This is a genomic window from Brevibacillus sp. MER 51 (genome assembly GCF_023714195.1).
In the GTDB taxonomy this organism is placed as follows: Bacteria; Bacillota; Bacilli; order Brevibacillales; family Brevibacillaceae; genus Brevibacillus.
Genome location: NZ_JAMAUS010000007.1, coordinates 81,203 through 93,310, shown reverse-complemented (window position 1 = coordinate 93,310; position 12,108 = coordinate 81,203). Strand labels below are relative to the sequence as shown.

Annotated in this window: 14 protein-coding genes; 5 read left to right on the top strand and 9 right to left on the bottom strand. The window is 41.7% G+C overall.

The features are described from left to right. Positions 1–355 precede the first annotated feature (355 nt). The 5 genes from M3630_RS16520 to M3630_RS16500 all read right to left on the bottom strand — a co-directional run bounded on the left by M3630_RS16520 (position 356) and on the right by M3630_RS16500 (position 5,606). Entirely contained in the window at positions 356–1,465 is a 1,110-nt protein-coding gene (locus M3630_RS16520; RefSeq protein WP_251252775.1) for a Ger(x)C family spore germination protein, read from the bottom strand. Further along, positions 1,462–2,562, bottom strand: a complete 1,101-nt coding sequence (locus M3630_RS16515) for a GerAB/ArcD/ProY family transporter (protein ID WP_251252774.1) — start codon at positions 2,560–2,562, stop codon at positions 1,462–1,464. The genes M3630_RS16520 and M3630_RS16515 overlap by 4 nt, the downstream gene beginning before the upstream one ends. Continuing rightward, complete coding sequence (locus M3630_RS16510; protein WP_483298470.1) at positions 2,559–4,061, bottom strand: spore germination protein; 1,503 nt, start codon at positions 4,059–4,061, stop codon at positions 2,559–2,561. Before M3630_RS16510 ends, M3630_RS16515 begins: the two co-directional genes overlap by 4 nt. 435 nt (positions 4,062–4,496) lie before the next feature. Beyond that, positions 4,497–5,009 carry an SMI1/KNR4 family protein gene (locus M3630_RS16505; protein ID WP_251252772.1) on the bottom strand — a complete coding sequence of 171 codons (513 nt, stop codon included), beginning with the start codon at positions 5,007–5,009 and terminating at the stop codon, positions 4,497–4,499. Between the two features lie 21 nt (positions 5,010–5,030). Then, on the bottom strand, positions 5,031–5,606 hold the full coding sequence (locus tag M3630_RS16500) for a hypothetical protein (RefSeq protein ID WP_251252771.1): 576 nt from the start codon (positions 5,604–5,606) through the stop codon (positions 5,031–5,033). A 403-nt stretch (positions 5,607–6,009) separates the two neighbouring features. Between M3630_RS16500 and M3630_RS16495 the strand changes: the two genes are divergently transcribed. From M3630_RS16495 to M3630_RS16490, 3 genes are all read left to right on the top strand, one after another. Further along, a complete protein-coding gene (locus tag M3630_RS16495) occupies positions 6,010–7,269 on the top strand; it encodes a helix-turn-helix domain-containing protein (protein WP_251252770.1) in 1,260 nt (419 codons plus the stop codon). 177 nt (positions 7,270–7,446) lie between these two features. Continuing rightward, positions 7,447–7,569 (top strand): hypothetical protein, encoded by a 123-nt coding sequence (locus tag M3630_RS30960; protein ID WP_269149391.1) that lies wholly within the window; start codon positions 7,447–7,449, stop codon positions 7,567–7,569. 32 nt (positions 7,570–7,601) lie between these two features. Next, entirely contained in the window at positions 7,602–8,342 is a 741-nt protein-coding gene (locus tag M3630_RS16490) for a hypothetical protein (RefSeq protein ID WP_251252769.1), read from the top strand. A gap of 80 nt (positions 8,343–8,422) precedes the next feature. Here the strand turns inward: M3630_RS16490 and M3630_RS16485 are convergent, their stop codons facing one another. Further along, positions 8,423–9,196 carry a M23 family metallopeptidase gene (locus M3630_RS16485; RefSeq protein WP_251252768.1) on the bottom strand — a complete coding sequence of 258 codons (774 nt, stop codon included), beginning with the start codon at positions 9,194–9,196 and terminating at the stop codon, positions 8,423–8,425. Between the two features lie 111 nt (positions 9,197–9,307). Between M3630_RS16485 and M3630_RS16480 the strand changes: the two genes are divergently transcribed. Together M3630_RS16480 and M3630_RS16475 are read left to right on the top strand one after the other, a co-directional pair. After that, the gene (locus M3630_RS16480) at positions 9,308–10,000 is read left to right on the top strand and encodes a hypothetical protein (protein WP_251252767.1); all 693 of its coding nucleotides are present in this window, start codon (positions 9,308–9,310) and stop codon (positions 9,998–10,000) included. Positions 10,001–10,191: 191 nt separating this feature from the next. After that, complete coding sequence (locus M3630_RS16475; protein WP_251252766.1) at positions 10,192–10,743, top strand: hypothetical protein; 552 nt, start codon at positions 10,192–10,194, stop codon at positions 10,741–10,743. A gap of 44 nt (positions 10,744–10,787) precedes the next feature. On the opposite strand, the gene M3630_RS16470 is transcribed toward M3630_RS16475, so the two are convergent. The 3 genes from M3630_RS16470 to M3630_RS31185 all read right to left on the bottom strand — a co-directional run bounded on the left by M3630_RS16470 (position 10,788) and on the right by M3630_RS31185 (position 11,890). Next, complete coding sequence (locus M3630_RS16470) at positions 10,788–11,426, bottom strand: DUF1906 domain-containing protein (protein ID WP_197238131.1); 639 nt, start codon at positions 11,424–11,426, stop codon at positions 10,788–10,790. Between the two features lie 129 nt (positions 11,427–11,555). Continuing rightward, complete coding sequence (locus tag M3630_RS16465; protein WP_197238132.1) at positions 11,556–11,771, bottom strand: hypothetical protein; 216 nt, start codon at positions 11,769–11,771, stop codon at positions 11,556–11,558. Continuing rightward, positions 11,714–11,890 (bottom strand): sigma factor-like helix-turn-helix DNA-binding protein, encoded by a 177-nt coding sequence (locus tag M3630_RS31185; RefSeq protein ID WP_353057244.1) that lies wholly within the window; start codon positions 11,888–11,890, stop codon positions 11,714–11,716. Before M3630_RS31185 ends, M3630_RS16465 begins: the two co-directional genes overlap by 58 nt. Between the last annotated feature and the right edge of the window lie 218 nt (positions 11,891–12,108).

Sequence of the window (12,108 nt, the reverse complement as noted above, 5' to 3'; positions counted from 1 at the left end):
CCGTTTCTTAAGTTAGGAACGGGTTGGCTACTAGGCGGTGCAAATCAGCATATTTCTGCTATTGGAAAATTTCGCCATCCTATAATGTGGTACCGCCAGCCAAATGCGAAACTTGTACGGTTGGAACTTTTTATACGAAAAAAGCCGGTTTTCCCCATTTATAGGAATCACCGACTCTATCCTTGTTAATGTATTAGGGGGAAACAAAGCACTTAATAACTTTATGGAGCTCTTTTTAAATCTGTCTACTTGACAAGAGTATGTTCAGATACCGCTGACCACTGTTCTCCGCGGTACCTGTTTTTATATTTTGAGTGATGAGCTTTTTTTCTAATTGCCCAATGATAAAAACCGATTATTTACTGATTCCCATACCTGCAATAATTACTTTTACGCTTACTTTCACATCTGCTTTCGCTAATGTTTCTCCCCACCGTTCCTTCACTGGTTTCCAATGTTCATACTCATAAGCACGAGCGTATATTCCGAGCCCGATAGGGTCAATTTTAGCTGTTTGAATCTTGTGAATAAGCTTCTTCATTCGTTTCGTCATTTCCTGTTCGATCTCTTGCTCCAATTTTTTCGCTTCTTTTCTGATATCCAATTTGAAAAGCCGTTCGGTTAGAGCCACTCTCATTTGTACGTTAATGTCAAACTTGAACTTGTCCGACACATAATCGGTTTTTGTTTTGACGGAAATGCCACTGGTCGAAAAACTGTAGGCAGTCGCCGGAAAAATCTCCCCGACGGGTTGGTTAGGGTTTTTAAATGTAAAAGAAAACTCCCCTTTGGTGTCATGCTGCAAAATGCGGAGTAGCTTGTTCTCCGTGGGAGCGAGGGAGAACTTGTACTCGCCTTCCTCACCAAGCAGCGCGGTTCCGGTTACAAATAGCCTCTTCTCCTTTTTTATCTCGGTTACATTTGCGGTGATTCCGCTCTCGTATGTAGCCCGACGCAAATCTTGCAGGGTTGTTTTCGCACATATATTGCGAAGGTGAGCGGTATCAATCAGTTTTGTCAAGTAAAGGGGGAGGCGTGGTTTATCTTTTGGCAAATAACGAATCACATCGTATGCGTTCCCGTCCACCATCACGATTCTTCCTGTGATCGAGTTTTTTGGGTCGCGGAGTAAAGGCTCCAACAACTTTAACCAGCCCTTGTGTAGCATCACACGTTTCCCGACCAAAATTGCCTGAACTTTACCGCCGACTGTCAGCGCCATAAAGGTTTTGTCGTCTTCTTCCCGCGATTCCCGCATCGTTATCGCTGGCGATATGTAAACTTCCTCCTTGATTTTTGCTTCCGGGCTAAATACAGGGCTTGATGTCGAAAAGATGAGGTTGTTATTTTCATCGAGGTCAATACCAATCAAGAGCGACAGGGATACATCTTCGATATTCATCTTGTCCATGCATCCTGTCGTAAAAAGAGTCAGAGATAAGAGTGCAAACAACAGCTTTTTCATCCAGTTTTTCCCCTCCGCACCATTTGAAGACCTCGGACATAGAGATAAAGAACAACAGGAAGCATGTACATGACACCAAATGCCGCCTTGCTTAGCAGCTTTGTCCATTCCTCACTTTGATTCCATGTAGGGTTCATGATATAAACAGACGCGACAGCAAACAAAAAATAGATGCCACTGAAAATGCTGTGATCTTGTTTCTTAAATATTTGAGCGGTAGAGAAAACCGCACAGGAAATGAAGGTGATCCAGGATTTTGACACCACCAGTAAATAAATCGCCAGAAAAATCATATCGAATCGCTCTAGAAAGCGAAACTCGATATTCTTTAGCAAGCTCAGCACCGGTTGATTTAAGGTTGTGATTCCGTCAGGTGTATAAAAAATAAAACAAACGATGGTAACAAACAAATAATAAAGCATCGTTAGTGTATTCCCGATTAAAAATCCGTGTATGGCGTATTTCTTTTTTTGCAGAAATGGATAAATAATATAGAGGATCTCGAAACCGGCGTAAGCGAAAATCGTTTTCGGCAATCCTTGCAACACTGGTAACCATCCTTCCTTGAGAAAGGGAAGCAGAAAAAGCGTATTCCCTCCCCCTATTGGAATCAACATAAAAAGCGGCATCCACATCGTCATGTAAAAGACCAACTCAATATATCGAGCTTGTACACGTAAACCATTGCGAACAACAAGATAACTAGGAATAGCGAACAGAAGCACCACCAAATAAGCTGGCGTGTTCGGCATAAACCATGACTTGATGTAGAGCATCGAATTGACCATGATGACCAAGCCAACACAAGCGAAGTAGATAATCAAAGCGAGGGATAACAGTTTCCCCAACCATTTCCCGAATAAGTGGGACAACAAGTCTAAAAGCGTGAAGTCCGGATACTTTCTAAGTGTCAGCAGCATGATCCATCCCGCCAAACAATTGATAATCCAAGCTAACAAAACTGTCATCCATCCATCCGTTCCACTTGTTTCAGCTAACTGCCTCGGAAGCGAGAATATTCCGGTCCCCACTTGAGAAGCATGGATTAGAAGAATGTATTGCATCAAGGTGATTCCGTTTATAGCATATTTACTCACGAATGCTTCTCCTTTGACCGTTTTCGGCCCATCCTGATCTCTTGGATCGCTCTGGTACTTTCCGGGCGTCGAAACATTGACCATAATGGGAACCGAACGAACGTATCTCTCATGTCTTGCCAACGGAATGGAGCTAGAGGACTACCGTATGAAGTCCCAAGAGATTCCAAGGCGACTAAATGGGCAAGTAAAGTCATAAAGCCGATGACGATCCCAATAATTCCAAACAGTGAAGCCATCAGCATCATTGGAAAGCGCAGCAGTCTGACAGCTGTTCCCATATCGTAGCTGGGTAGAATGAACGAAGCGATAGCAGTAGAGGCCACTACAATAACCATGATGTTGCTGACTATACCTGCTTGTACGGCTGCTTGGCCGACAACGATGCCACCCACGATACCGATTGTTTGTCCAACGGGAGCAGGAAGCCGGATTCCAGCTTCTCGCATCATTTCCAGCATGATTTCCATCATCATGGCTTCCAACAGCGGAGGAAACGGTACTCGTGCCCTTGACTCGGCTATCGATAGGAACAATTGAAGCGGTACAACCTCGTAATTAAAGGAGAGGAAGGCGATGTAGACGGCCGGCAAAAGCAAGGCGATCATGAAAGCCACAAAACGAAGTAGACGAATAAACGAGGCGATTAGCCAACGCATGCTGTAATCGTCCACACTTTGGAAGAAAGAGGTAAACGTGGCTGGTGCAATGATTACGCTGGGGGAACGATCAACGACAACGACAAAGCGGCCTTGTAATAACTGGGAAACTGCTGAATCCGGACGCTCTGTCAAGATGAATTGCGGGAAAGGTGAATACCGATTATCCTCGATGTATTCGGCGAGTTCCCCCGTATTGATCACAGCATCAATATCAATTTGTTCTATTCGTTTTTCTAGTTCTTTAAGAACTTCTGGATGCGCAATGTCTTCTAAATACATGATCCAGACTTTCGTTTTTCCCCGACGACCTACTATATGTTCCTTGATACGTAGTTCGAGATTTGGAATATATCTTCGAAGCAGGGCTATATTTTGCACGCCTGTCTCAACAAATCCTTGATGCGCCCCTTTTAACGAGCTTTCCAACTGTGGGTCTTCAATGGAACGTTGCGGCCAACCTGTTGTATCGAAAACCCGAGCTTCAACCTGCCCTTCAAAAAAAAGCACACTTTCTCCCTGCAAGATAGCGTTTTCCACATCACGCCAAGTTGAAACCGTACGACAACTGCTGATCGTTGGTAACGGAGTTTCATTTACTTCTCTGGAGTCGTACATCATCGGACGCAAAATGTTATTATTCAGTGAATTTTTATCTGTTAACCCGTCAAGATAGACCAGGGCAACCTGTGTCTGCTTTAAACCAGTTGTAAATTGGTGAATGACTAAATCGGGAGATGCTGGGAATTTTTGCTTTATTTCTTTGATATTCTGAAATAATTCGATGCTAATGAGACGATCTTCAGCCGTTTCCTCGTGAATTTGACTCATTTTTCCCATTTTTATTCTTTTTTGCGGGAGGTATTTTTTGTAAAAACGAGAAAAAAAGTACATAGGTTCTTGTTCCTCTCGAAGATGATTTTTATCATTATGGCAACAAAGACAACGCCCTATACAACCTCCACAAGAAGAACTATTTATATAAGGGGGAGCGCCAACATTTTAACGAAAATATACGCTAAGGAACTTTTTGGTAAGAGGACCGCCAACCAAATGCGAAATTTGTTCGGTAAGACCTTAGCGATCATGTAATTAACTATGGTGCCGTCAGCAAAACGCGAAATTCCCACGTTAACAAAACCAGCGGAGCTGTCACAGCTGACGAAACAACTAAAAAACTAGATAAGTACCTCAGAAACGTTGATGTATTACGGGTTTCGATATTAAAAAGGGGGGTGTCTCTCAATCGTGAGACAGCCCCTTCTTTATTTCCACTTACCAAGTCCAAAACTCTGTTCCTTGAGCAATGATTAATCTTTCCAACCAAGTTTCAAAATTCATCTTCATAGTTGAACCATTTTCTGGAACAACATCATCATCGTGATCAAAGCGAACTAAATAATGCGCGTTTCCTTCTTTTACACGATTTGAATCAATAAAGATATAGTCACCATTGCTCACAGAGATTGGATACCAATGTTTAGGCATATAATCAAGATGATTGTGTATAATTTTCTCTAGGCTTAATAGCTCATATCCACCTCCATATTTTATGTCCCGGAAGAGCCTAGCTCCATTGTGTATTTGTATGAATTTTTGGAAATCTACTGGTATGCTCCATCCTGTAACTCTTGAGAATTTTTCTATCTCAGAATCAGTTGCGGGAGTATTAAATGAAAAAACAGCTTGAAACACATCCCCTCCTGGATTTTGCACCAACAGTGTGTTGTCTTTATCAAGCCGACTTTTCAATCCCTCTAGTGCCATTAAGCAAATATTTCCTTCCAAAAGCAGATCTCCTTTCCTGCTTTAGTAGTCATCTCCATCTGGTACGTACTTACCATAAGATGCCCACCAAGGGGTAACTTCCTGCCTATGAAAATCCTCTGGTAATGGAATCAAGTTGTCGAAGTCATTGTACCCACCATAGGCCAATGGAATAATATGGTGAATATCTACATCGCTCCAATTAAAATTTGGTACACCATACTTATTCTCATACCATTTAATATATTCCTTCCTAACTCCTGGATCTCTTTGTTCTCGCTGGGATTTAGGAAGCCAAGCGAGGTCTGCTTCATCAGGCTCAAACATTTTTATTCTACTATGAGCGTCTCTATACTTAGGATATTCGATCCCCTTTTTGTTAAGCAAAAATTCTTTTCCTACCTTATGGTCTGCATCGGTTTTCCCATTGGGCCATGTTGCTAATAACGTGCTTACAGTCCGCCAAAAATTTGTATCTACAATGCTGACTGGATCGCTTACTTTCATCGCTCTTTCTTTTATTTCGGGAGCTGTAAAGGTGTAGTGAAAAACATCTTCATCACGGTACGATCGTTTCCGATTAGTTGAAGACTCCAATGTTACTTTCCCGGTAATCATTGCCACCCTGGCAACATTGATATCCTCAATTTCTATATATGAAACGATTTCTTTGTTTCTTTCATTGTTGGTATCGATCCGTTAAGGTTTCCGCATATTAATAGGAAGATTTACAACTTAGACTCCGTTTATTTAAGATACTTTCTGATAGAAATATGGTCAAAATATGGTCACGAAGAGAGTCCTAGAAATTATGTTCTAGGGCTTTCTTTTTTTACTCCGCCTTCACAAATTTTTCAATGTATTTTGCGCGTTCTTCCTTGGTGAAAAACTTGTTCACTACTTCATTGCGCCACTTATCTATTCATTTTTCAATTTTTTCCAAGGGAACTATTACCAAATGCGTGTGTGTGTGATATCATTAAAAAAATAAAAAACGATAAATTTTTTTAGGGGGCATCCAATGTCTACAGAAATCGGAGAATTACTCCATGCCTACCGACAACGGAAAAATATATCGTGGAGTGAGCTTGCAGAGCGTACAGACATTAGCAAGGCAGCACTTTCCAAGATCGAGTCAGGGGAAACAAAGCGACCAGGGTTTTCCCAATGGAAAAAGATTGCAAGTACTCTCGAAATTCCGTATGTCGATGTAATCACCTCGTATCTAGGCACCACGGAAAGACCTGCGACACTTCAAATACTCCTGAAAGAGGCGATTGAGCTTAATTACCCGCCAGTGGTTCAACAGGTGGCTTTAAAGCTACTGGAAACGCCGAAAATGGACACTTTTCTAGCGCTGGATCACCTTTTACAGGCGACAAACGACGCGAATGATCGAGCCGTTATACTGGCCTTGCACGAGGTGATTATTGATTACGCGAGGAAGCACGGCGTCCCTTTATATCTCGGAAAGAGCCTCTATGATCGCTACATGCTCGAAAGGGACGACTTTTCGCGGTTTGAGGAAACCTACCGCAGAGGAAAGGAATTGCTGCACTACACCGATCTGCTACTGCCGATTGACCGCATTACCTTTTACTATCGTATAGGGACACACGCGTATATCTTAGGCTACTACGGGGAGAGTATCGAATTTTGCGGGAAAGGGATTCGCGAAGACGGTACGGACAATAAGCCCAAAGCCTCGGCCTTCATTTCAATTGTCAATTCATACTTGAGTCTGGGCGATCTGATCCTAGCCGAGCTGTATCTAAAAGAGTATGAAAAGAGCGAATACGCAGACTATCGAAAGAATCATCTGCGAGCGCTTCTGCACGCGAAACAGGGACAGCACGAGGATGCAATGAGACTCTACGAACAGTGTCTCGCAGAAGCAGGGAAGGACAGCCGCGTGACCATTGTCAGCGATCTTTTAGAAGTCTACTTAGAGAGTGGAAATGATGCCCTAATAAAAGAGCTGATCGACTCTGAAAATCAGTTTTTACCTTCGGACATCCTCGCTCACCCGTACCGGATCAAACAGGCTGCGCGATACTACAAGCGCAAAGGGGTATGTCAGCTCGCAATTGGACACGTTGAGGACGGGTTCGAGAGCCTTCTGCAAAGTATCAGCTACTACCGACAGCTAGGGGCGTCCGACAAAGTTATAGAGGGCGTGGGACTCTTCCTAAAACATCATCGGCTGCAACAAAGGGCTTTTTCTTTCGAAAACATGGAAATAATTGAGAGGTTCTGCCATAATGAGGGCATAAAGGAATAGGAGGTGCTGCTCGTGAAAAAGAAGCTACTCATACTCGCGTTTGCTTTCCTCGTCACAGCAATTCCGTCAATGTCACTAAGTCAACCGGAACACCTAGTCATATGGTATGGGGCCGAACCGGACTGGTAGTTGTCGCAAAACACTGCTTGAATCCATTTAATAGGGGAGGTACAGACTGTGAAAAAATGGTTGTCTGGTCTTGCAGCTTTTGTCCTTCTGTTCACCTTTGTTAGCGTCCCGCAAAACGCTGAACCAGATTGGAAAAGAGCCATCATTACCACCGCAGACCCCGATTGGTAGGTTACTAAAATTTAATGGGAGGGTGTAAAATAATGTACAAAAAGGCTACGTTTGTCCTCATGAGTATCGGTGCGCTGCTGCTTGTCGGAAACAGCGCGTCGGCAAAAATCACTAAGGCTGAATCTTACGTCACTATCAAAAGTTCTACAGAAGACGATTACACGCTGCGATTTAACGCTACCACGTTGAACAACGTCTCAAACGCTTCTCTTTACACGGAGACTTCCTTGTATGCGGGCGGTAAAGTGGTGGATGGTGCAGAGGGTGGCGCTAAAGCGTCGGGTACTTACACTGAGATTCACGGGCCGCAGATCACGTATAAACTCTTAACCGATCATACGGAATCCGTAAAAGGTAACAGAACCGATTATAAGCAAACAGACGATTTTGTCACGTATAAGCCGAGCGACTGGTCGTTTGCGTCGCAAGAAGAAGACGAAGTGGTCAAGGTAGAGAGCGCGGAACAAGCACAAGCCGCCAAAGCATTCGAAAACATTTTAATCCAACAAGCTAATGAAATCTCTCAAGATACGGGTATCGATCTGTCTGAATACTCCCTAATCGATAAACAAAAGGTTTTCGAAATGGACAGCGGTCTATTCGACGAGGTACACGAGCTGACCCGAGCCAGTAGCCTTCAAGTAGGGGACTCAATGCCCCAAATCCATCTACACGAGTCGGGCAAGAGTCTGTATGTACTGAGACAGTACGCGGACGGGACAAGCAAAGCGATAGAGTTCGTATTGGAAAATGGCAAGTGGGAAAAGCAGTAGTATAGGTATTAGTAAAGAAACCCGTCCCCTCAAAACAGGGACGGGTTGTCATTTGACATTGGGTTATCTAATTTCTGCGGCTATTCCCTAGCTTGTTGCTTTAATTTCTTTTCTTTTTCATCGGAGATATTAAATGCCTTTTTAAAATTTGGTACTGTTTGATCTTCCAACGGTTGTGAATTAATCCACTTCATAAATTCTTCTTCCCCTACATAATTTATAAGGGTGTCTTCAAAAAAGTATTCTTCACTATCAAATTTACGTAATAATTCATCTTCCGTTTGATGCGCTTCGGTTTGATGCTCTTCATGTGGCGCAAAAGTAGGGGCATCAAAATAGTGAGGCCAGAAGTATTTAGGATCAATTGAATTTGAATAATCAATGTACTTCCCATCATACTCCCCTTCATTATTTATATCGATATGCAAATGAGGACCAGTACTATCTGTACCAGTATTTCCTGATACCGCAATTTCTTCTCCTTTGCTTACAGAATCACCTGTAGATACAGATTTGGATTTTAAATGGAGGAACCTAATTACTAGCTTAGTATTCGTGTCAGGGTCCTTGTCTCTTGTTTCAATTGCCACATAATTGCCTGCACTTGTCCAATAACCTGCACTTAATACGGTTCCTCTTTGTGGACTGTATACTGGCTCTTTATTTACTGCAATATCCATTCCTTTATGACTCTTAGAATATCCCCTACTTAATTCACTATCAGTAGTAACCCAGCGCCAGTTAAAATCGTCGTATGGATTTATCCCTTCTGCGTAAGCTGTTCCATTGCCAGCACTAACTACAGCTGATACTGCGAGAGCTAAACCAAGAATACCTACCTTTACTTTTCTCATATTTCCATTCCTTCCATTTTGTGGTATATTATTGCCAATATGATTATAATGTTTATTTGTCAAATTTTCAATTAATTTAGATAATAAATATGTAAAAAGGTGGTAATTTGAGTGTACAAAAAGTTAAATTTATTCCTTTTGCTTTCTGCCGTTTCGATAGTTGGCTGTTCGACTACTAGCAATGCAGTATCAAAACAGGAAAGTCCTCACACTTCGCCAGCAGACTATACTAAAAAGCTGGAAATTCTTGATCGATTAGAAAACCACGACTCTACCTTAAGTCGAATGACAGAAATACTAGCAATCGAATGGCATCATTTATTTACACAAAAGAATGAAGAGGATCTATGGAATACATATTTTTATCTCACTTGGAATTTACGTCCAGACGAAAAAGAGCGAGTAAGGAGCGAATTATCTACAACCCATAAAGAGCTTGCAACATACTTAGATATGCAGAAACAAGGCACACTTCCCGCAAAAGAAGTTAGTATTAAAAATATTATGGCTGAGAGAAACCCCAATAATGACGGTTATCTCGTGAAAGCAAGTTACCTTCTAACACTAAAAGACGGTACAACCAAAGAAGTATGGGTTGAACTTAACGCAGACGACTACATGGAAACTTTTAATCCTCGTTTTAACACTATAGCTACAGGAGAAAATCTTCCTGAACCCAAAAATGAACAAGAACGATTACGTCGTGACTTTATACTTAGAGCACTTGACTATAATGTAATCAAAAAAATGACTTACGATGAAATTTTGGAGATGATCGACATGAAATCGGTCGATACAAAGTAAACCTATGTACGTTATACTGCTTAAAAGAAGGACATAAAATTTCCTCCTTCAATCATCGTAAAAAACTATTTGGCTTTCATAAACACCAAATGCCCTCCCCGAATTCCGAAGGAGGGCTTCGTAAAAACACTATGTTCACATAAGACACATAGATAACTTCATTAATCAAAATCAAGATTGGAGGAATGAACATGATAAGGTATTTCCTTGTTTTTCTGCTCAGTTGCATCGTCTTCATCTCAGGTTGTACACAAGAAAGTCAAACTGCAACGAATCAGGCTATCCCTGAAGGATTTGAGGCACTTACATTAACAGATCAGCAGAAAATAGAGATTTTTGAAGCTGCGGAAAAAGTAGGGGTGGAAAAAGTCTTTGTACCCTCTTTCGTAAGAAAAGGGCAAAAGCTAGAGAAAATCGTAACAGGTGATCAGGTAATGTATTTCAGTTTACTTTTTTCCAATGAAAACGAAGAAACCTACCTGAAGGTTCAAGAGTCACCAGGAGAAGTTTTATTGGATGGTGCTATTATCGAAGAGAAAGACACAAAAATAAACAACGACATTACGGCCAAATGGATATCCTTCTCTAACCATAAAGATAATATCGAAGGAGCTTCATCAGGACTATACTTCCAGCAGGACACTACCTTTATTATGATTAGTGAAAAAGTGAATGGGAAGAAAAATGAATTTACAAAATCTGCTGAGGAAGTTGCTACATTTCTAAAACCTCTCATAAAATAAAGGAAATCCCAACGGATTCGAGAAGAAATCCGTTGGGATAATTTTTAATCTACTTGGAATCCACCCGCACTTCCAGTTGATTCGCAGAAATCTACGTAGATGGTGTTTCCGTTATTTAGTTTTAAAGGCTTATCAATACTATATTGGTACAAGTCACGATTCTTGTAATCTTCACCACCACTCCATGCTTTACACTGCCATAAATAGGTGACTCCGCTTACCTTTTCGTCAATGTACTTCACAACATAGTAACTTCCATATACCCCAATTTTAAAACCATCACCATTATTATCTTGCTTGTAATTCTTCATTTCCTTTACTATGCCTCTAAAGTAATCATCAATCGCTTCGAATTCACTGTTACTATCAATCTGCATGTCTACTGCAAAATAAATCGGAGTATCATATGGCTGACCAGCTTCCTCTGCTTGACGAATGGCGCTCCTGCAAGCCTTTTTCCCGTTAGTATACGTAAACTCATCGATATCTCGTCCGCCATTCTGATAAACAGCTACAATATTTAATCCAGCATCAGAAATGAGCCTTGCCTCTTCTTTGGTCAGGCGCTTCCAATCCGACTCACCATAATAACGTCCGATAAATTTGTACCCCTCATCCTTAATTGCTCTCAAATTGCTTTTTGTTGAGTTATTCTTACCTGCGTAATCAATGCCTTTCGCCATGCTTCATTTCTCCTTTTATGGGTAATGGATAAGCAACAGTGTTTGACCGGTCATTGTCGCTTTCACCTATCTAGGAAAAAAACAGGCACAAAACGGAACAACTTTCACGAAAAGAATGCGAATAATTTTTCATCCCCTGATTTGCTCAATAAACCGTGTCGTAATCTCATGAATTCCCTCTTCTTTCGGGAGCTTAAGAAAACCAGCTAGGGAGTCAATTTCAGGTTGCATTTCCTCCAAAACTTTGAGTAACGCCTCGTTATTTCCATTTTTTGCTTGCTCGACCATTAGACTGAATGCTTGATCAAGTACTGTTGTAGTTTCTTCAAGCTCCGGTTTTTGCATTGATTCACTCCCCTTTCCCCCATTTGTAAGCTTTCTCCGACCTCTTTTGCTGTGAAGCCTTCTAAGACGATCTTACGTATAACGTGCCTCTCTTTTTCATTGGATAGTTGCCGTAACAACTCTTCAACATAAAGGCTTCCGCCGTGATTAACCGTGCCCAGCTGCCTGCCAAAATCGTCCAGAATCGGGCATTCATTACGAAGCCTCTTTCTTTCTCGATAGTTCAGGTTCCAGGCAATGCGTCGCAAAATTGTTCTGCATTCCTCTTTCGTCAAACGCTCACCTACTTTCTAAGAGTTTCGCAACCACAAAACCAAAAACAAGATCATACGTTCGT

Excerpts from the sequence above, each read along its gene's own strand:
- M3630_RS16470 (WP_197238131.1), bottom strand. The coding sequence starts at position 11,426 with ATGGCGAAAGGCATTGATTACGCAGGTAAGAATAACTCAACAAAAAGC.
- M3630_RS16475 (WP_251252766.1), top strand. The coding sequence starts at position 10,192 with ATGATAAGGTATTTCCTTGTTTTTCTGCTCAGTTGCATCGTCTTCATC.
- M3630_RS16490 (WP_251252769.1), top strand. The coding sequence starts at position 7,602 with ATGTACAAAAAGGCTACGTTTGTCCTCATGAGTATCGGTGCGCTGCTG.
- M3630_RS16495 (WP_251252770.1), top strand. The coding sequence starts at position 6,010 with ATGTCTACAGAAATCGGAGAATTACTCCATGCCTACCGACAACGGAAA.
- M3630_RS16485 (WP_251252768.1), bottom strand. The coding sequence starts at position 9,196 with ATGAGAAAAGTAAAGGTAGGTATTCTTGGTTTAGCTCTCGCAGTATCA.
- M3630_RS16510 (WP_483298470.1), bottom strand. The coding sequence starts at position 4,061 with ATGGGAAAAATGAGTCAAATTCACGAGGAAACGGCTGAAGATCGTCTC.
- M3630_RS16520 (WP_251252775.1), bottom strand. The coding sequence starts at position 1,465 with ATGAAAAAGCTGTTGTTTGCACTCTTATCTCTGACTCTTTTTACGACA.
- M3630_RS16465 (WP_197238132.1), bottom strand. The coding sequence starts at position 11,771 with ATGCAAAAACCGGAGCTTGAAGAAACTACAACAGTACTTGATCAAGCA.
- M3630_RS16500 (WP_251252771.1), bottom strand. The coding sequence starts at position 5,606 with ATGATTACCGGGAAAGTAACATTGGAGTCTTCAACTAATCGGAAACGA.